Origin of the sequence: Salinarimonas chemoclinalis, from assembly GCF_041514305.1 — a bacterium.
Lineage (GTDB): Bacteria > Pseudomonadota > Alphaproteobacteria > Rhizobiales > Beijerinckiaceae > Salinarimonas > Salinarimonas chemoclinalis.
Genome location: NZ_JBGMWH010000004.1, coordinates 198,483 through 217,956 on the forward strand (window position 1 = coordinate 198,483; position 19,474 = coordinate 217,956).

Genomic DNA, 19,474 nt, shown 5'->3' on the forward strand with positions numbered 1-19,474 from the left:
ACGATGGCACGCCCCCTCAACATCGACGCCGCAGCCCTCGACCGCGCCTACGTCCTCCACCCCTTCACCAATCTCGAGGACCACGCCCGCACGGGCGGGCCGATGATGGTGAAGGGCAAGGGCATCACGCTCACCGACGCGACCGGCCGCACCTATCTCGACGCGATGGCGGGGCTGTGGTGCGTCAACGTCGGCTACGGCCGCGCCGAGATCGCCGACGCCATCCGCGAGCAGGCGGTGACGCTGCCCTACTACCACGGCTTCTCGTCGATGAGCACGGACACGCCGGCGATCCTCGCCGCGCGCATCGTCGAGGCGGCGCCCGAGGGCATGGCGCGGGTGTTCTTCGGCTCGTCGGGATCGGACGCCAACGACACGCAGGTCAAGCTCGTCTGGTACTACAACGCCGCGCGCGGGAAGCCGGGCAAGCGCAAGATCATCGCCAGGAACCGCGGCTATCACGGCGTGACGCTGGCCTCCGCGAGCCTCACCGGGCTCGAGGGCCTGCACAAGGGCTTCGGCATCCCGCTGGACTTCGCCCGCCACGTGCGCGCCCCCCACCGCCTGTGGGAGGCCGAGCCCGGCATGAGCGACGCGGACTTCGTCGCGCGCCTCGCGCGCGAGCTCGAGGACATGATCCTCGCGGAAGGGCCCGACACGGTCGGCGCCTTCATCGCCGAGCCGATCCAGGGCGCCGGCGGCGTCATCGTGCCACCGCCGGGCTACTTCCCGGCGATCCAGGAGGTGCTGCGCCGCCACGACGTGCTCCTCATCGTCGACGAGGTGATCTGCGGCTTCGGGCGGCTCGGCACCATGTTCGGGTCGGAGGTCTACGGCATCGAGCCCGACCTGATGACGATCGCCAAGGGCGTCACCTCCGCCTACGTGCCGCTCTCGGGCTGCGTCGTCTCGCAGAAGGTCTACGAGGTGATCGCGGGGGCCGGGCGCACGCACGGGCCCTTCGGCCACGGCTACACCTACACCGCCCACCCGCTCGCCGCCGCGGCGGCGCTCGCCAACCTCGACATCATCGAGAACGAGAACCTCATCGCCGCCGCCGCCGAGCGCGGCGCAGAGATGCGCGCGGCGCTGGCCGACGCCTTCGGCGACCATCCGCTCGTGGGCGAGGTGCGTGGCGAGGGCCTCGTCGCCGCCGTCGAGCTGGTGGCGCGGCGCGAGCCGGCGACGCGGTTCGACCCGGCGCTCAAGGTCGCGCCGCGCGTGATCAAGGCGGCGCTCGCGCGCGGGCTCATCTCGCGCGCGCTGCCGTCCTCCGACACGCTCGCCTTCTCGCCGCCCTTCGTCGTCACCTCCGCCGAGATCGCCGAGATCGTGGGCCGCGCCCGCGAGGCGCTCGACGAGGTGACGGACGCGCTCGCCGCCGAGGGCGCGCTCGCGCGCGCCTCCTGACACCCGAAACGGACCCTCCTTCCCAGGAACCAACCCCGATGAACAGGGACAGCGTGACGTGGTCCGGCCCGATGCCGGCTCTGACCACACCCTTCGACGACACCGGCGCCATCGACACGGCGGCGCTGCGCGCCAACATCGACCATCTCCTCGCCGCCGGCGCCACGGGCGTCGTCGCCTGCGGCTGCACCGGCGAGTTCTGGGCGCTCTCGCATGCCGAGCGCAAGGCGCTCTACGCGGACGCGGTGAAGGCGGTCGCCGGGCGCGGCACCTGCATCGTCGGCACGGGCGCGGTGACCGCCCACGAGACGATCGACCTCGCCCGCGCCGCGAAGGCGGCGGGTGCGGACGGCGTGCTCGTGCTGCCGCCCTACTTCGTCAAGCTCTCGGACGACGAGATCTACGCGCATTTCGCCGAGGTCTCGGCGGCGGTCGACCTGCCGATCATGGTCTACAACATCCCCGGCAACGCCGTGAACGCGGTCTCGCCCGCGCTCGCCGCGCGCCTCGCGAAGCTCGACACGGTGGTCGCCATCAAGGAGAGCTCGGGGGACTGGAACAATTTCTACGCCACGATGCTCGCCGTGAAGGACGACATCCGCGTCTTCTGCGGGCCGTCCTCGGTCTACGGCGCGCCCGCGGTGATGCTCGGCGCGGACGGGACGATCGACTGCTTCCCCAACGTCTGGGACGGCTGCCTCGACCTCTTCCACGCCGCGCTGGAGCGCCGCTCGGAGACCGCCGAGGCGCTCCAGGCCACGGGCCGGCGCCTCACCGACCTGTTCGTGTCGGAGGGCCGCACGCTCTACCCCGCGACCAAGGCGGCGATGGACATGCTCGGCCGCCCCGGCGGCGGGCGTCCGCGCCAGCCGCTGCGCGCGCTCGAGGGCGCGCCGCTCGAGGGCCTGCGCCGCGGCCTGGCCGACCTCGGACTGCTGTGACGTTTACGAGAGAAGGAAGAAAACGATGGATCTGGGGATCGCGGGGAGGCGCGCCATCGTGTGCGCGGCGAGCCAGGGGCTGGGGCGCGCGTGCGCGGAGTCGCTGGCGCGCGAGGGGGTGAACCTCGTTCTGAACGCGCGGCGGGAGGGCCCGTTGGCACAGGCCGCCGAAGAGATCCGTGCGGCGCACGGCGTCGAGGTCGAGATCGTCCCCGGCGACCTCAACGAGGCGCGCGACCGCGACCGGCTGCTGGCCGCCTGCCCGGCGCCGGACATCCTCGTGTGCAACCCCGGCATCCGCCAAGTCCCCGGCGACTTCCGTACCTGGTCGCGCGAGGACTGGCTGTGGTGGTGGGACGGGCACTTCCACGCGATGATCGACCTGATCACCCGCACGACGCCCGGAATGGCCGAGCGCAGGTTCGGCCGCGTCGTCTCGATCACGGTGAGCTTCATCAAGTTCCCGCAGGTGGGATTCGCCCACAGCCACGCCGCGCGGCTCGCGCTCTCGGGCGCGATCGCCTCGATGGTGCGCGAGCTGATCCCGCACAACGTCGTCATCAACTCGGTGGCGCCGGGCCTCTTCGACACCGAGGCGCTGCACACGAACCTGCACGGCCACGCCGAGCGCGGCAACACGACCTACGAGGCGATCGTCGCGGACCGCAAGAAGACCTGCCCGGCCGGGCGCTTCGCCGACCCGTCGGAATGCGGCGACCTCGTCGCCTTCCTGTGCGGGGAGAAGGCCGGGTTCATCACCGGGCAGAACATCGTCAACGACGGCGGCGTCTACCAGGGGCTGTTCTAATGGCGGGTCCGCCGCTCCTCCCGGCCGCGGGTCGCGTCGTCGCGATCTCCGGCGCCTCCCGTGGGCTCGGCCGCGCCGTCGCGGAGCGCCTGCACGCCGACGGCTGGGCGCTTTCGCTGGGCGTGCGCGAGCCGGACGGGCTCGTCGCGCGGCTCGGCTTCGACGAGGCGCGGGTGAGCGCGCACCGCTACGACGCCACCGATCGCGCGAGCGCGGGCGCCTGGATCGAGGCGACGCTCGCCCGCCACGGCCGCCTCGACGCCCTGGTCAACAACGCCGGCATCTTCCGCGCCGGCTCGGTCGAGACCAGCGACGAGGACGACCTCGACGCGATGTGGGAGGTCAACGTCAAGGGCCCCTGGCGCGTCACCCGCGCGGCGCTCCCGGCGCTGCGGGCGAGCGGCGACGGGCGCGTCGTCAACATCGCCTCGACCGACGGCAAGCGGGTGCGCGACCACACCGCCTCGCTCGGCTACGTGATGTCGAAGCACGCGCTGGTCGCGCTCTCGCACGCGACGAAGCACGCCGGCTGGCTGGAGGGCGTGCGCGTCACGGCGCTCTGCCCCGGCGCCATCGAGACCGAGCTGATCGCCTCCGTGCCCGGCGCGACGCCCGCCGGCAACCGCCTCGACCCGCAGACCGTGGCCGAGACGGTCGCGCTCCTCGTGCGCCTGCCCGCCGCCGCCACCGTCTCCGAGCTCGTCCTCAACACGCGTCTCGAATCGACCCTCTAGACCGGGAGCATCGTCATGTCCGACCTGCGCGTCGCCGCCTCGACCTTCCCCTTCCTCTACTCGCATTCCGGGCTCGATGCCCTGAAGCACCTCGCCTCGCAGGGCTACTCGTCCTTCGAGCTGATGATCTTCCCGCCCCATTGCTGGCCGGCGACGATGACGCTCGCCGAGCGCCGCGCCATGCGCGACTGGCTCTCCGACAACGGGCATCGGGTGACGAGCTTCTGCTACCCGCTCCTCGACAACAACCCGAACTCCGTCTGCCCGATCATGCGGCGCTACACGCTCGACCGCTACAAGGAGGCGATCGCCTTCTCCGCGGAGCTCGGCTGCCCCTGGGTCGTCGCGATCCCCGGCCCGGTGAACTCGCTCATCAACCCGCCGACGCCCTGGATGCGGGAGTGGTTCGTCGAGGGCATGAAGGAGCTCGTCGCCTTCGCGAAGGGCTCGGGCGTCGAACTCATCCTCGAGAACGTGCCCTTCACCTTCCTCCCCACCGCGCAGGACATGCTCGACGTCGCGAACGAGATCGACCCGTCGATCGGCATCAATTTCGACGTCTGCAACTCCGCCTACATCAAGGAGGACGTCGTGGGCGCGATCCGGATGCTGGGGAGCCGCATCAAGAACGTGCATATCTCGGACACGACCTTCGCCGACTTCAAGCACGATCGGCTGGGCACCGGCATCGTCGAGCCCGCGCCCGCCGCCGCCGCCCTGAAGGAGATCGGCTACGAGGGCATGACCGTGCTCGAGATCATCACGGACGCGACGCAGCCGGGCGTGGATCCGGACGGCGATCTCGCCGCGAGCCACGCGATCCTGGCGCAGAGCGGCTGGGAGCCCCCGCCGCGGCGCTGATCGCGCAGCGGCGGCTCGAAAGGGAGACGGCGCGATGAGGACGGTCCTCGCAGCCATCGATCGGCTCAACATCGTGCTGACGCTCGTCGTCGGCGGGCTCCTCGCCGTCACGGCGGGGGCCGTCCTCTACCAGGTGATCGTGCGCTTCGTGCTCACGGCGGCGGGGATCAACGTCTCCGCCCCGTGGACGGAGGAGCTCGCGCGCTACACGCTGATCTGGATGGTCTTCCTCGGCGCCGGCGTCGGCTGCCGGCGGGCGCAGATGATCGCGCTCGAGTTCCTCGTGCGCCGCATGCCCGCGCGGATCGGCGTGCCGATCCGCTACGCCACGATCGCGCTCTCGGTCGCCTTCTTCGGGCTCCTCTTCTGGATCGGCCTGCCCTTCGTCGAGCTGGGCCGCACCGAGACGAGCCCGGTGATGAACCTCGAGAAGAGCGTCGTCTACTGGGCGCTGCCCGTGGGCGCGGCGCTGATGATCCTCAACTCGCTCGCCCTCGTCGTCGATTGCGCCCTCGAGGGCCGCGACATCCGCTTCGCGGCGGACGGGCCGGCGGCGGACTGAACCGACATGAGCGCGCTCCTCCTTCTCCTCCTCCTCCTGTTCACGGCCGGCGTGCCGATCGCGCTCGCGCTCGGCATCGCGCCGCTGCCGACGCTGATGGACCGCAACATCCCCCTGATCGCCATCCCGCAGGTCATCTTCGAGAGCCTCGATTCCTTCGCGCTGATGGCGCTGCCGCTCTACGTGCTCGCGGGACGGCTGATGCAGTTCGGCGGCATCGCCGAGCGCCTCGTTCATCTCGCGGTGTCGCTGGTGAGCTGGATGCCCGGCGGCCTCGGCGCCGCCGTCGTGCTCACCTCGATGATGTTCGCGACGATCTCCGGCTCGTCCGCCGCCACGGCCGCGGCGATCGGCTCGATGCTGATCCCCGAGATGGAGCGCCAGCGCTACCCGCGCCCGTTCTCGGCGGCGACGACCGCGTCCTCGGGCGAGCTCGGCGTGATCCTTCCGCCCTCCGTGCCCATGGTGCTCTACGGCGTCATCGCCGGGGTCTCGATCGGCGATCTCTTCATCGCGGGCTTCCTGCCCGGGCTGATGATCGGCCTCTCGCTCATCGTCGTCGTCTCCGTCACCGCCTGGGCGAAGGGCTACGGCACGCGCGTGCCCTTCTCGCCCGGCGTGTGGGCACCCGACGTCTGGCGGGCGCTGCGGCGCGCCGCGCTCTCGCTGATGATGCCCGTGATCATCCTGGGCGGCATCTTCGGCGGCGTGTTCACCGCCACCGAGGCCGCCGTCGTGGCCGTCGCCTACGCGCTGTTCCTCGGCGTCGTGGTCTACCGCAAGATCGCGCCGCGCGACCTGCCGCGGATCTTCGCCGATTCGGCGGTGACGTCGGCGGTCGTGATGATCATCGTCGCCTTCGCGGCGATGTTCGCCTTCTCGCTCAACGTCATCCGCGCACCGCAGACCATCGGCGCGGCACTGTCGAGCGTGTCGGAGAACCCCCTCGTCTTCCTGCTCCTCGTGAACCTGTTCCTCCTCGTCGTGGGCATGTTCATGGAGACCTTCGCGGCGATCATCATCCTCGCCCCGATCCTCGCGCCGATCGCCCTCTCCTACGGCATCGACCCGGTGCATTTCGGGCTGATCATGATCGTCAACCTCGCCATCGGCATGGTGACCCCACCGGTCGGCGTGAACCTGTTCATCGCCTGCGGCATCGCACGCATCAGCATGGAAGAGCTGATGCGGCCTCTGGCGGTGTTCCTGGCCATCCTGGTCCTGAACCTGATGGTCATCACCTACGTCCCGGGCCTGTCGCTCGGGCTGTTGCGATAATACCGACAACGACCCTCCGGAGGACCAGATGAAGACTTCGACGACGTTCGCGGCCGGTCTCCTCGCGGCGACGCTCGCCGCGGCACCCGCCGCCGCCCAGGACTACCAGATGACGCTCGCGCACGTCCTCTCGGACCAGAGCGCCTACCAGGTCATCCTCACCCGCTTCGGCGAGCTGGTCGAGGAGCGGACCGACGGCCGCATCGCGGTCGAGGTGCTCTGCTGCGCGCAGGCGGGCAACGAGACCCGCGCCATCCAGGCGATCCGCACGGGCGTTCTCACCGGCGGCTTCGTCGGCGGCTCCTCGCTCGAGAACGTGGTGCCCGCCTACCGCGTGCTGTCCCTGCCCTACGTCTTCTCCGGCTCCGACGAGGCCTACGAGATCCTCAACGGCGAGACCGGGCGCGAGATGCTCGACCTGCTCGGCGACTACGGCATGTACGGGCTCGGCTGGGGCGCGATCTTCGAGCGCTCGGTGGGCTCGCGCACGCCGGTGACGAGCGTCGAGGACCTGCAGGGCCTCAAGATCCGCGTGCTGCCGACGCCGGGCTTCGTCGAGGCCTACAAGGCGATGGGCACCCAGCCGACGCCGATGGCCTACGGCGAGCTGTTCATGGCGCTGCAGAACGGCGTCGTCGACGCGCTGGAGATCTCCCCCGACTCGATCGTCGCCGACAAGTTCGTCGAGGTGGTGCAGCACTACACCCTCACCAAGGCGCACCAGTCGACGACGGTCTTCGTCCTCTCGGACGCGTTCTGGAGCGACCTGCCCGACGACCTGAAGGCGACCGTGCAGGAGGCGGCACTCGAGGCCATCGCCCACGGCGTCGAGGCCCATCGCGAGCTCAACCGCGCCGGCCTGGAGACGGTGCGCGAGATGGGCATCACCGTCACCGAGCCCGATCTCGCGCCCTTCGCCGAGGCGGCGCGTCCGTCCTGGGACGTGATCCTGGCCGACGCGCCCGAGGCGCGCGCGCTGCTCGAGACGATCCAGGCGGCCCGGCAGTAAGCCGCGGCACGACTCGAGGCGGCGGGCTCACGCCGCCTCGGCACCCGGCGCGAAGGCGGAGACGTCGATGCCGCTCTCGCGGCCGAGGATCATGTCGGTGACGAGCCGCGCGGCGATCGGCCCCGCGGTGAACCCCATCCACGGGAAGATCGCCATGTAGAAGCCCGGCACGCCGGGGGGCTCGCCCAGGATCGGGCGCCAGTCCGCCGTGCCGTTGACCAGCGCCGGCCAGGTCCGCACGACCCGCGCCTGCGCGACGCCGGGCACGACCTTCTCGGCGACCGCGAGGTTCGCCGCCAGCGAGCGCGGCGAGACGGAGAGGCGGCCTCGGGCGTCGCACCGCGCCGGCCAGCCGCCGCCGATCAGGAGAGAGCCGACCGGTGCCTGCTTGAGGCTGAGCCTGTCGCCGGCGCTGTAGAGGAGGTGGCGCACCAGCGGCGCGACGGGCTCGGTCACCGTGACCTGGATCGGATGCGCCTCGAGGGCGAGCGCGACGCCGGCCATCGAGGCCACGACCGTCGCCTCGGCACCCGCCGCGTTGACGATCCGCCGTGCCCGCACGAGGCCGGCGGTCGTGGCCAGCGTGAACCCGACGCGCTCGCGCTTGATGCCCGCGACGGCGACGAAGCGCTGGATTCGCGCGCCGAGCCGCTCCGCGGCCTGCGCGAAGGCGGGGGTCGCGAGCAGCGGGTTCGCCTTGCCCTCGATCGGGCAGAAGGCGCCGCCGATCATCGCGTCCGAGACGTAGGGGGCGAGCCGGCGCAGGTCGTCGCGCCCCAGGATCTCCACGGGAAGGCCGTGCGCGCGCTCGATCTCCGCCTTGCGCACGACCGCACGCATCTCGTCGTCCGTCCGCGCCACGAGGAGACCGCCGGGCGTCGACACGTCGAGCGCGACTCCGAGCTCGGCCTCCATCGCGCGCCAGAGCGCGATGCCCTCCATCATGATCGGGATCGTCGGCGCGAAGCCCCGCGCCCAGGCCTCGCCGTTCTCGACGAACGGGGCGTGCGGAATCTGGGCGTGGATCGAGCCGGCGTTCGAGCCCGACGCCTTGGTGTTGAGGTCCTCGCGCTCGAGCAGGAGAACCTCGACACCCTCCTTCGCCAGGAAGTAGGCGCTCGCGGCGCCGGCGAGCCCGCCTCCCACGATGACGACATCGATCACGCGAGACCCTCCGAATTGGCGCGGATGCTTTACACCATTCTGTGCGCCATGGTAACAAGTGTTCGCAGAACGAACCGGCTCCGAACCCCTCGGGCGTCTCGCTCATCGCGCACTTCGCCCCTGCCGGCAAGCGCCCGGACGAGCGCGAGACCCCACCCCGATCCCCCCACGGCACGCCGGCGAAACGAGGATGAGGACATGCCCAAGGCCTTCCGCGGCAGCTACACCGTCTCGATCACGCCCTTCACCCCGGACGGGAGCGCCGTCGACCTCGAGGCGCAGAAGCGCTTCCTGGATTGGCAGATCGCCGAGGGCGTGCCCGGCGTGATCGTGCTCGGCACCACGGGCGAGTTCCTCACCGTCACCGACGAGGAGCGCCGCGCCCTCGTCGCCACCACCGTGGAGCACGTCGCGGGGCGCATGGACGTGCTGGTCGGCACGGCCGACGCGCACACGCCCAACGCCGTGCGCTATTCGCGCGAGGCCGAGGAGCTCGGCGCCGACGGGCTGATGATCATCCCGCCCTACTACTACACCCCCACCGAGGACGAGATCTTCGGCTACTACAAGGCGATCTGCGAGGCGGTGTCCCTGCCGATCATGCTCTACAACAACCCCGTCACCTCCAACGTCGACATGTCGGCGAAGCTGGTCGGGCGCCTCACCCGCGCCTTCGAGCAGATTCGCTACATCAAGGAGGCGAGCATGGACGTGGCGCGCGTCTACGACATCGTCGAGGAGACGGACGGCGTCATGAACGTCTTCGCCGGCGAGCGCATCTTCGAGAGCTACAGCCTGGGCGCCGTGGGCTACGTCAACCCCTACGGCAACTACATCCCCCGCGCGTCGCACCGCATCTGGGACTTCCTGGTCGAAGGCCGGCTCGAGGACGCCAAGCGCATCCAGCGGCTGATCACCGAGTTCGATCACATCATCGCGGAAGGCCATCCCACCTACGGCCATCAGTGCTATTCGAAGGCGCTCGCCGCCGCGCGGGGCTACCCCGTGGGCGACGTGCGCGCGCCGCTCACCACCTTCGCCCGGCTCGGCGCGGAGGGACGCGAGCGGCTCGAGCGCATCCTCGCGGTGATCGCGCGCCTCGACGCGCTGATGCTGGAGCTGGACGGACGGATGGCGGCCGAGTGATGACGACACCTCTCCTCTTCACGCCCTTCGAAATCCGGGGCGTGCGCTTCGAGAATCGCATCGTCGTCTCGCCGATGTGCCAGTACCTGGCGGTGGAGGGGCGCATCCAGGACTGGCATCGCGGCCATCATGCGCGCTTCGCGCTCGGCGGCGTCGGCGCCGCGATCGTCGAAGCGACGGGCGTCACCCGCGAGGGGCGCATCACCTGGGGCTGCACGGGTCTCTACGACGACGCCCACGTGCCGGGCATGCGCGAGATCGTCGAGATCTACCACGCGCAGGGCGCGCTCGCCGGCGTGCAGATCGGGCACGCCGGCCGCAAGGCGTCCACCGCGCGGCCCTGGGAGGGCGCAGGCCCGCTCGAGCCGGGCGGGCCCGAGCCCGCCTGGGAGACGATCGCGCCGAGCGCGATTCCCGCGCGCCCGGGCTGGCACACGCCCCGGGCCATGGAGGCCGCGGATTTCGATCACGTGCGCGAGGGCTTCCGCGCGGCGACGCACCGCGCGCTCGCCGCCGGCTTCGACTTCGTCGAGATCCACGGCGCGCACGGCTATCTGCTGCACACCTTCTTCTCCGCGCTCGCCAACACGCGCACGGACGCCTATGGCGGCGACCTCGCCGGGCGCATGCGCCTCCTCCTGGAGGTGGCGGAGATCGTCCGCTCGGTCTGGCCCGAGGAGAAGCCCGTCTTCTACCGCGCCACCGCCACCGACGACGCCGAGGGCGGCATCACCCTCGACGACACGATCGCGCTCGCCCGCGCGCTGAAGGCGCGCGGCGTCGACGTGATGGACTGCTCGTCGGGAGGCATCGTCACCGGCGTCGCCAACGCGCAGCCGGCGGCGGCGCCCGCGCCGGGCCATCAGGTCCACCTCGCCGCCGGGGTGCGCCGGGGCGCGGACATGGCGACGATGGCGGTGGGCCTCATCGTCGATCCGCACCAGGCGGAGGCGATCCTCCAGGCGGGGGACGCCGACCTGATCGCCATCGCCCGCGAGCTGATGGCGGATCCGAACTGGCCTCTGCGCGCCGCGAAGGCGCTCGGCGTGGAGGACCCCTACGCCGTCCTCCCCGCGCCCTACGCCTTCTACCTGCGCCGGCGCGGGGAGGTCTCCCGTCAGCGCACGTAGGATGCGCCGTTGACGTCGAGCGTCGCGCCCGAGAGATGGCGCGACGCGCCCGTCGCGAGGAAGGCGACGAGGTTCGCGATATCCTCCGGCGGCACCCACTCGCCCATGGCGAGCCCCGCCGTCACCGGCGCCTCGCCGCCCATCGCGGCGGCGAAGTCCTCCGACATCTTGGTGCGCACGACGCCGGGCGCGACGACGTAGACGAGGATGTTCTCCTTGGCGCAGGCCCGCGCCAGCGTGTGCGAGGCCGCCTTGATCGCCGCCTTCGAGGCGGCGTAGGCGATGTGGTCGGCATTGGTGGAGCCGCGCTGCGCCGCCCAGCTCGAGATCGTCACGATCGTGCCCCCGCCAGCGTCGCGATAATGCGCGACCGCGTGCTTGAGGAGGCGCGCGGGCGCGAGCACGTTGATCGCGAGCGTGCGCGCCCACGTCTCGTCCCAGGCGTCCATGTCGGCATCGATACCGCCGCCCGACAGCATCACGGCGGCGTTGTTGACCAGCACGTCGATCCGCCCGCGCCAGGCCAGCGCCTCGCGGAAGAGCCCGTCGGCGCTCGCGGGATCCGAGAAGTCCGCCTGCAGGAGCAGCCGGCGCTCCGCGGGAATCTCCGCGGTGGCCGCCTCCGCGCCGGCGCGATCGCCGCCGTAATGGGCGATCACGTGCGCGCCGGCGGCACCGAGCGCCTTCGCGGTGGCGGCGCCGATCCCCTTGGCCGCGCCGGTGAGCAGGATGGTCTTGTTCGTCAGGTCGAGCATGGGGTTCGTCTCTGGGATCGGGTTCTGCGTGCGGGTTCAGGAAAGGCCGCCGTCGACGGGGACGAGCTGGCCGGTGACGGCGCGGGAGAGGTCGCTCGCGAGCACGAGCGCGGTGTCGGCGACGTCGTCCTCGGTGGCGATGCGGCGCAGATGCGTCGCGCCGGCCAGCGCGGCGAGCTCGTCGCCGGGATCGGCGCCGGACGCCGCCGCGCGGGCGTCGATGCGGGCCAGCAGGGCGTCGGTCGCGACCGGCCCCGGGCCGATGGCGTTGACCCTGATGCCATAGCGCCCGAGATCGGCGGCGGCCGCGCGCACGACGCCGAGCACGGCGTGCTTCGTCGCCGTGTAGAGCGCCTGGCGGGGATGCGCGCGCCGCGCGTTGAGGGAGGCCATCACCACGATGGCGCCGCCCCGCGCCTTCATCAGAGGCACTGCGTGCTTGAGCGTCGCGGCCACGCCCCGCACGTTGACCGCGAAGACCCGGTCCCACTCGTCGAGGTCGAGGTGCTCCGTCTCCCGCCAGGGCGGCACGAGCCCGGCATTGGCGACGACGACGTCGAGGCGGCCGAGGCGCCGGCGGGCCTCCGCGAAGGCGGCGGCGAGCGCGTCCTCGTCGGTGACGTCGGCCGCCGTGGCGCGCCAGCCTTCCGGCATCGGGTCGCTCGGCGCCGCACGGTCGACGCCGACGCCGCGGGCGCCCTCGGCCGCGAAGCGCCGTGCGATGGCGAGGCCGAGCCCGGCCCCGGTGACGAGGGCGGTGCGGCCCTCGAGCATCTTGACCATCGCGAGGCTCCTCATTTATCCGTACGTTCGTACGCATAGCGTACAAATCGCGTCTCCGGAAGGAACCGCGCCGCGATTTCTCCCCAACCCCGCATCCGCGCGAGCGAGCGATGACCCGAGCCCCCCTCGAAGACGGCGCCATCACCTTCGAGGGCGCGCCCGTCCCCGCGCGACGGGGCGAGACGATCGCCGCCGCCCTCGCCCGGGCCGGAATCGTCGCGTTCCGCGAGACCAGGACGGGCGCCGAGCGCGGCATCCATTGCGGCATGGGCGTGTGCCAGGACTGCCTCGTCACCGTCGACGGCCGCGCCAACCAGCGCGCCTGCATGACGAAGGTGACGGGCGCGCACGACGTGCGCCGACAATCGGCCCTAGCGGACACGACCCGGGCCCCCGCCGCCTCGGCGCCCGCTCACCTCGCCGAGCGCACGCCGGCGGTCTGCGTCGTCGGCGCCGGCGCCGGCGGGCTCTGCGCCGCGATCGCCGCCGCGGAAGCGGGTGCCGAGGTCCTCGTCCTCGACGAGCGCCCGAAGGCCGGCGGGCAGTACTACAAGCAGCGCGCCGACGCCCTCGCCGGACTCGACGAGCCGGCGCCCGATGCGCAGGCCGAGGCCGGGCGGGCGCTGATCCGCCGGGCGCTCGACGCCGGCGTGACGATCCTCTCCGAGGTGCTGGTCTGGGGCGCCTTCGAGCCGCTGGAGCTCGCCTGCACCACGCCCGACGGCCCGCTCCTGGTGCGCCCGCGCAAGCTGATCGTCGCCGCCGGCGCCTACGAGCGCGCCTTTCCCGTACCGGGCTGGACGCTTCCGGGGGTGATGACGACCGGCGCGGCGCAGACGCTGCTGCGCAGCTACGAGGTCGTGGCCGGCGCGCGCATCCTCGTCGCCGGCAACGGACCCTTGAACCTGCAGGTCGCGATCGAGCTCGCCCGCGCCGGCGCGCGGGTCGTCGGCGTGGTGGAGGCCGCGCCCGCGCCCGGCCTGTCGCGGCTGCCGGCGCTCGCGCGGATGGCCATGGCCGACCCGCGCCTCGTGCGCGACGGGCTCTCCTACGTCCTCGCCGCGCGCCGGCTCGGCGTGCCGATCCTGAACGGGCGGGTCCTCACCGCGATCGCGCGCGGCCCGAACGGGCTCGTCGCCACCTCCGCGCCGCTCGACGCGCTCGAGACCGGCGCGCGGATCGTGCACGACGCCGTGGACATCGTGTGCGTCAACCACGGCTTCCTGCCCGCGAACGAGATCGCGCGCACGCTCGGCGCCAGCCATGCCTGGGACGGCGCGCGGCACATGCTCGTCACCGAGCGCGACCGCGATTGCCGCACGACGGTCCCGAATCTCTTCGCGGTCGGCGATTGCTGCGGATTGGGCGGCGCGCCCGCCGCCCGCGAGGAGGGGACCCTCGCCGGCCTCGCCGCGGCGCGGGAGCTCGGCTACGCGGCGCCCGACGACGCCGGCGCCGCCGCCCGCGGGCGCCTCGCACGCCACCGCGCCTTCCAGGGCGCCCTTTGGGATCTCTACCGCGCGCCGCTCCCGTCCGGCGGGCTGCCGGAGGCCGACACGCATCTGTGCCGCTGCGAGGAGGTGAGCGCGGGGGAGGTCGATGCGGCGATCGCCGCCGGAAGCGCGTCCATCGGCGACGTCAAGCGGCGTACCCGCGCGGGCATGGGCCGCTGCCAGGGCCGCTACTGCGCGCCGCTCGTCGCGGAGCGCGTCGCGCGCGCGACGAACGAGCCGCTCGGCGAGCTGTCGTTCTTCGCGCCGCGCGTGCCCTTCAAGCCGGTGTCGATCGCGGAACTCGCCGGCGAGCCCGAGGGCGTGCCGGAGGAGGCCCGCGAGGGCGCCTGACCGGCCTCACCGCAGCATCATCAGCGAGATCCGCGAGGCCGCGTCGAGCAGCTCCGGCAGGACCTGCGCCTGCATCTCCTTCGTCGTCAGCCGCACGCTCGGGCAGCAGACGTTGAGCGCCGCGACCACCTCGCCGGCGCGGTTCTTGATCGGCGCGGAGATCGAGCGCAGGCCCACCTCCAGCTCCTGGTCGACGATCGCCCAGCCCTGCCGGCGCGTCTCGTCGATCAGGCTCGCGAGTTGGACCTTCGAGGTCACGGTGTGGGGGGTGATCTTCTCGAGCACCGCACCATCGAGATAGGCGTTCAGCTTGTCCTCGGGGAGCCCGGCGAGGAGCACGCGGCCGGTCGAGACCGCGTGCGCCGGCGCCCGGCTGCCGAGGTTGATGCCGATGCTGACGACGCGCTGCGACGTGGCGCGGGCCACGTAGCGCACCGCGTCGTCGTCGAGCACGGCGACGAACACCGATTCCTGCAGGCGCTGCGCCAGCTCGTCGACGACCGGCTGCATGATCTCGGTGATGTCCATCGAGGACAGGAGCGAGAAGCCGAGCTCGAGCACCTTCGGGCGCAGGCGGAAGTACTTGCCGTCCGTCTCGGCGTAGCCCTCGCGCACCAGCGTGAGCAGGAAGCGGCGAACGGCGGCGCGCGTCATCGCGGTGCGCTCCGCCACCTCGCTCAGCGTCATGCGCGACTTCGCGCGGTTGAACGCGCGGATGACCTCGAGCCCGCGGGCGAGCGAGGTCACGTAGTCGCGATCCTCGTTGCCCGCCTCGGCGACGGCGTCCGGGAGCACGTCGGTGCGGTCCTCGTCCCGCAGATCGTCGTTGGCCATGGGTGGTCCTCGGTTCGGGCCGCTGCCTCGACGGGCAACGGCGAGATGCATCAGGCGCCGATGCCCGCGGCGCACAGGTATTTCACCTCGAGGAAATCTTCAATGCCGTATTTGGAGCCTTCCCGTCCCGTGCCGGACTCCTTCAACCCTCCGAAGGGCGCACCCTCGTACGAGAACAGACCGGTGTTCAGCCCGATCACGCCGAAGTCGAGCGCCTCGCCCACACGCCACGCGCGACCGAGGTCGCGTGTGAAGTAGTAGGCGGCGAGGCCGAACTCGGTCGCGTTGGCGAGCGTGATCGCCTCGTCCTCCGTCGTGAAGCGGAAGACCGGCGCGAGCGGCCCGAACGTCTCCTCGCGCGCGACCCGCATCGCGGGGGTGACGTCCGCCATCACGGTCGGCTCGTAGAACGTTCCGCCGCGCGCGTGCCTGCGGCCGCCGGTGACGACCCGCGCCCCGCCGGCGAGCGCGTCGGCGACGTGTGCCTCCACCTTCGCGACCGCGGCCTCGTCGATCAGCGGCCCGAGCTCGACGCCCGCCTCGAACCCGTCGCCCACCTTCATCGCGGCGACCGCCTCGGCGAATCGCGCGACGAAGGCGTCGTAGACCCCGTCCTGCACGAGGATACGGTTGGCGCACACGCAGGTCTGGCCGGTGTTGCGGAACTTCGAGGCGATCGCGCCCGCGACGGCGCGCTCGAGATCCGCGTCGTCGAAGACGATCAGCGGCGCGTTGCCGCCGAGCTCCAGCGAGAGCTTCTTCATCGTGCCCGCGCAGGTGCGCATCAGGTCCTTGCCCACCTCGGTGGAGCCCGTGAAGGTCAGCTTGCGCACGGCGGGGTTCGTGGCGAGTTCGTCGCCGACGACCCGCGCCTTGCCCGGCACGACGTTGAAGACGCCGTTGGGCAGCCCGGCCTCGACGGCGAGCGCGGCGAGCGCCAGCGCCGACAGCGGGGTGGCGCTGGCGGGCTTGAGCACCATGGTGCAGCCCGCGGCAAGCGCCGGGCCGGCCTTGCGCGGGATCATCGCCATCGGGAAGTTCCACGGCGTGATGGCGGCGCACACGCCCACCGGCTGCTTGAGCGCGAAGAGGCGCCGATCCGGATCGTTGGTGGGGATCGTGTCGCCGTAGACGCGCTTGCCCTCCTCGGCGAACCACTCGATGAACGCCGCTCCGTAGAGGATCTCGCCCTTGGCCTCCGCCAGCGGCTTGCCCTGCTCGGCGGTGAGGATGGCGGCGAGCTCGTCGGCACGCGCGACGACGAGGTCGTACCAACGCCGCAGGATCGCGGCGCGCGCCTTGGCGGTGGTCGCCCGCCAGCCGGGGAGCGCCGCCTCCGCGGCGGCGATCGCGGCGCGGGTGTCCGCGACCGTTGCGCTCGCGACCTCGGCGACCACGGCCCCGGTCGAGGGGTTCGTCACGGCGAAGGTCGCGGCGTCGGACGCGGGCCGCCAGGCGCCGTCTATGTGGAGGCCCGTCCTGACGAGGTCGGAGTGCGTGACGAGATCGGCGGCCATGTCCATGGGTGTTGGTCTCCCCGTTGATGATGTTCGTATATCGCACAAGCGTGCGGATTTATCCAGCGCTCCCACCCGAAGTCCATCGGTCGGAAGCGGAGAACCGGTCGCTCCTGGACATGGCGCGGAGAAATCGGCCCGGACGGTGGAGGCCCTGCGCGTGCGGCCGGGGCCTTACCCCCAATGATTCGCACATTCGTGCGAAAAACCGCTTGAAATGTGCTCGTGTTTGCGCAGCATGGTTCGCGAGAGATCTCGCGTATCGGCGCCTTGCACCGTGGCCGGAGCCGATCGCGGACGGCATCGCAGAGGAGACGACGATGGGTTCGACGAGCTTCGAGAACCGGCTGCGCCGCCAGGCCGCCTCCAACCCCCTGCGCGACATGGGGCTTCGCAGCGCCGGCTTGACGCGCCGCGCGCTGATGGGCTCGATCGCCGCCGCGGGCGCTCTGGCCGCGACCGGAGGCTCGCGCGCCTTCGCCCAGGAGCGGCCACTGAGCCTTCTCACCTGGGATCCCTACACCGATCCGCGCCTCGTCGACCTGTGGAAGCGGGAGACCGGCGGCGACATCCGCTCCGAGATCCACATCTCCGACCCGACCTCGGTCAACCGCCTGCGCGCGGGCGAGACACGGGTCTGGGACTTCGTCAACCTCAACAACCCCTGGGCGCGCGAGCAGATGTGGCCCGACCAGCTGATTCGCGACCTGCCGAAGGACCGGTTCGAGCCGCTCTACGGCCAGATGAAGGAGAAGTTCGCGCCGCCCTACAAGTGGGCCATGAGCAAGGACGGCGAGCACCTGCTCGGCGTCGTGCAGCGCTACGAGACCTTCGACTTCGTGGTGAACTCGGACGTGATCTCGCCGCAGCTCGCCAAGGACGAGGGCTGGGACCTCTTCAACAATCCGGATTTCGCCGGGCGCTACGGCATCCTCGCCTACGAGGACTGGAACGTCATGGACATCTGCATGGGCGCGGGCATCCATCCGTTCGCGGAGAAGACCGCGGCCGACATCGAGAAGTTCGGCGAGGTGGCGATGGCGTGGTGCCGCAACGCCAAGCTCGTCACCACCGATTTCGTGCAGCTCAACCTCGCCATCCTCAACGGCGAGATCGACCTCTACTTCACCGGCGGCACCTACACGACCTCCTCGGCGCGACTCGAGGGCCTCTCGAACCTCTACGCCATCACGCCCGCCCGCGGCCCGGCGGACGGCAAGGGCGGCATCAACTGGATCGAGCTGAACTCGGCCGTGAACAATCCCGATCCGCACCCGCGGATCCTCGACTATCTGGAGTGGATCACGACGCCGGACGCGGCCTGGATCGTCTCGCACGGCAACGGCAACCTCCAGCCGGTCTCGCAGATGTCCCAGCCGGAGCTGTTCTCGCGCTACGGGTCCGAGGAGCTCGACGCCCTGCAATGGGACGAGTTCGACGAGCGCATCGCCAACGCCGTGGAGTTCGACATCGTGCCCCAGTACGATGCGCTCTACGACCTCTACACCAGGGCGATGCGCGCCCGCTCGTGACGGCGCGCGGGAGAGGGCCTGGGATGTCCGATCGATCCGGTCCGGGCGTCGCGCCGGCGACGTCGGCGTCCGCGGCGCGGACCGCCGACGGCGGCGAGCCGGCGCTCTCGCTCGTCGGCGTCACCCGCGTCTTCGGGGGAAGCCGCGCGGTCGACGCGGTCGACCTCGAGATCCGCGAGGGCGAGTTCTTCACCATCGTCGGTCCCTCCGGATCGGGGAAGTCGACGCTCCTGCGCATGCTCGCGGGCCTCGACCGGCCGAGCGCGGGCGACATCCTCCTGCGCGGCCGGCGCGTCAACGACGTGCCGGCCAACGCGCGGCCCACTGCCATGGTCTTCCAGTCGCTCGCGCTGTTCGACCACATGAGCGTGGGCGACAACATCGCCTTCGCGCTGAAGATGCGCGGCGTCGCGCGGCTCGAGCGCATGGAGCGCGCGCGCGCGCTCCTCGACGTCGTGCACCTGCCGGCCGCCTACATCGACAAGCCGGTGACGCAATGCTCCGGCGGCGAGCGCCAGCGCGTGGCGCTCGCCCGCGCGCTCGCTTCCGACCCCGAGATCCTGTTCTTCGACGAGCCGCTCTCGGCCATCGACAACCGCCTGCGCAAGCTGCTCCAGGTCGAGATCAAGGAGCTGCACCGGCGCACGGGCAAGACCTTCGTCTACATCACCCACGCGCTCGAGGAGGCGATGGTGATGAGCGACCGAGTCGCGCTCATGCGCGCGGGGCGGATCGTGCAGGTCGCCCCGCCGCTCGAGATCTACGACCGGCCGACGAGCCGGTTCGTCGCGGAGTTCATGGGCGAGGTGAACGTCTGGCGCGCGGTGCGCGAGGCGGGCGCCGTCACGCTCCCCGAGCTCGGCCTCGCCTTTCCCAGCGAGACGATCCCCGCACCCGAGGGCTTCCTCGTCGCGCGGCCCGAGAAGCTCGCGCTCCTGCGCGAGGGCGGCGCGGCGCCGGCGACGATCGCCGGCACGATCGTCGACGAGTTCGTGCTCGGCTCGCGCAAGCAGATCCATCTGCGGCCGGACGGCGCAGGTGAATCCGCTCGCGAGCGCCCGACCGTGTTCGGCGAGATCCCGGCCGATGCGGCGGCGCCGGGGCCCGGCGCGCGGGTGCGGCTCGGCCTCGCCTTCGCCGATTGCCGCTTCGTGACGGAGTGAGGC

The 19,474-nt window shown here is 71.7% G+C and carries 18 protein-coding genes; 13 read left to right on the top strand and 5 right to left on the bottom strand.

All coding sequences use genetic code 11. From position 1 onward, the window contains the following. Positions 1–3: 3 nt before the first annotated feature. Genes AB9M23_RS10035 through AB9M23_RS10070 form a run of 8 tightly spaced genes read left to right on the top strand, consistent with a single transcriptional unit; the run spans position 4 to position 7,603 of the window. Entirely contained in the window at positions 4–1,410 is a 1,407-nt protein-coding gene (locus AB9M23_RS10035) for an aminotransferase (protein WP_372424394.1), read from the top strand. A gap of 38 nt (positions 1,411–1,448) precedes the next feature. After that, positions 1,449–2,351, top strand: a complete 903-nt coding sequence (locus AB9M23_RS10040; protein WP_372424395.1) for a dihydrodipicolinate synthase family protein — start codon at positions 1,449–1,451, stop codon at positions 2,349–2,351. A gap of 25 nt (positions 2,352–2,376) precedes the next feature. Beyond that, positions 2,377–3,159: an SDR family oxidoreductase gene (locus AB9M23_RS10045; RefSeq protein ID WP_372424396.1), complete on the top strand. Its 783-nt coding sequence runs from the start codon at positions 2,377–2,379 to the stop codon at positions 3,157–3,159. Continuing rightward, positions 3,159–3,893, top strand: a complete 735-nt coding sequence (locus tag AB9M23_RS10050; RefSeq protein WP_372424397.1) for an SDR family oxidoreductase — start codon at positions 3,159–3,161, stop codon at positions 3,891–3,893. Before AB9M23_RS10045 ends, AB9M23_RS10050 begins: the two co-directional genes overlap by 1 nt. 15 nt (positions 3,894–3,908) lie before the next feature. After that, positions 3,909–4,754 (top strand): sugar phosphate isomerase/epimerase family protein, encoded by an 846-nt coding sequence (locus AB9M23_RS10055; RefSeq protein ID WP_372424398.1) that lies wholly within the window; start codon positions 3,909–3,911, stop codon positions 4,752–4,754. Between the two features lie 34 nt (positions 4,755–4,788). Then, entirely contained in the window at positions 4,789–5,316 is a 528-nt protein-coding gene (locus tag AB9M23_RS10060) for a TRAP transporter small permease (RefSeq protein ID WP_372424399.1), read from the top strand. A 6-nt stretch (positions 5,317–5,322) separates the two neighbouring features. Then, positions 5,323–6,594, top strand: a complete 1,272-nt coding sequence (locus tag AB9M23_RS10065) for a TRAP transporter large permease (protein WP_372424400.1) — start codon at positions 5,323–5,325, stop codon at positions 6,592–6,594. Positions 6,595–6,622: 28 nt separating this feature from the next. Then, positions 6,623–7,603, top strand: coding sequence for a TRAP transporter substrate-binding protein (locus tag AB9M23_RS10070; RefSeq protein ID WP_372424401.1), 981 nt, complete (start codon positions 6,623–6,625; stop codon positions 7,601–7,603). Between the two features lie 27 nt (positions 7,604–7,630). Here AB9M23_RS10070 and AB9M23_RS10075 read toward each other — a convergent pair whose 3' ends face one another. Further along, the gene (locus tag AB9M23_RS10075; protein WP_372424402.1) at positions 7,631–8,767 is read right to left on the bottom strand and encodes an NAD(P)/FAD-dependent oxidoreductase; all 1,137 of its coding nucleotides are present in this window, start codon (positions 8,765–8,767) and stop codon (positions 7,631–7,633) included. A 198-nt stretch (positions 8,768–8,965) separates the two neighbouring features. Between AB9M23_RS10075 and AB9M23_RS10080 the strand changes: the two genes are divergently transcribed. Then, positions 8,966–9,913, top strand: coding sequence for a dihydrodipicolinate synthase family protein (locus AB9M23_RS10080; protein ID WP_372424403.1), 948 nt, complete (start codon positions 8,966–8,968; stop codon positions 9,911–9,913). Then, positions 9,913–11,043 (top strand): NADH:flavin oxidoreductase/NADH oxidase, encoded by a 1,131-nt coding sequence (locus tag AB9M23_RS10085; protein WP_372424404.1) that lies wholly within the window; start codon positions 9,913–9,915, stop codon positions 11,041–11,043. Before AB9M23_RS10080 ends, AB9M23_RS10085 begins: the two co-directional genes overlap by 1 nt. Here AB9M23_RS10085 and AB9M23_RS10090 read toward each other — a convergent pair. Continuing rightward, entirely contained in the window at positions 11,031–11,798 is a 768-nt protein-coding gene (locus AB9M23_RS10090) for an SDR family NAD(P)-dependent oxidoreductase (protein WP_372424405.1), read from the bottom strand. The two genes, AB9M23_RS10085 and AB9M23_RS10090, sit on opposite strands and share 13 nt — an antisense overlap. Positions 11,799–11,834: 36 nt before the next feature. Continuing rightward, positions 11,835–12,581 carry an SDR family NAD(P)-dependent oxidoreductase gene (locus AB9M23_RS10095; protein ID WP_372424406.1) on the bottom strand — a complete coding sequence of 249 codons (747 nt, stop codon included), beginning with the start codon at positions 12,579–12,581 and terminating at the stop codon, positions 11,835–11,837. Between the two features lie 110 nt (positions 12,582–12,691). Here AB9M23_RS10095 and AB9M23_RS10100 point away from each other — a divergent pair, with 110 nt between their 5' ends. Continuing rightward, complete coding sequence (locus AB9M23_RS10100; RefSeq protein WP_372424407.1) at positions 12,692–14,425, top strand: FAD-dependent oxidoreductase; 1,734 nt, start codon at positions 12,692–12,694, stop codon at positions 14,423–14,425. A 6-nt stretch (positions 14,426–14,431) separates the two neighbouring features. On the opposite strand, the gene AB9M23_RS10105 is transcribed toward AB9M23_RS10100, so the two are convergent. Both AB9M23_RS10105 and AB9M23_RS10110 read right to left on the bottom strand, forming a co-directional pair. Continuing rightward, positions 14,432–15,259 carry an IclR family transcriptional regulator domain-containing protein gene (locus AB9M23_RS10105; protein WP_372424408.1) on the bottom strand — a complete coding sequence of 276 codons (828 nt, stop codon included), beginning with the start codon at positions 15,257–15,259 and terminating at the stop codon, positions 14,432–14,434. A 50-nt stretch (positions 15,260–15,309) separates the two neighbouring features. After that, on the bottom strand, positions 15,310–16,782 hold the full coding sequence (locus tag AB9M23_RS10110) for an NAD-dependent succinate-semialdehyde dehydrogenase (RefSeq protein WP_372424409.1): 1,473 nt from the start codon (positions 16,780–16,782) through the stop codon (positions 15,310–15,312). 314 nt (positions 16,783–17,096) lie between these two features. Between AB9M23_RS10110 and AB9M23_RS10115 the strand changes: the two genes are divergently transcribed. Both AB9M23_RS10115 and AB9M23_RS10120 read left to right on the top strand, forming a co-directional pair. Next, positions 17,097–18,308 carry a spermidine/putrescine ABC transporter substrate-binding protein gene (locus AB9M23_RS10115; protein ID WP_372424410.1) on the top strand — a complete coding sequence of 404 codons (1,212 nt, stop codon included), beginning with the start codon at positions 17,097–17,099 and terminating at the stop codon, positions 18,306–18,308. Positions 18,309–18,331: 23 nt separating this feature from the next. Continuing rightward, a complete protein-coding gene (locus AB9M23_RS10120) occupies positions 18,332–19,471 on the top strand; it encodes an ABC transporter ATP-binding protein (protein WP_372424411.1) in 1,140 nt (379 codons plus the stop codon). Positions 19,472–19,474 lie beyond the last annotated feature (3 nt).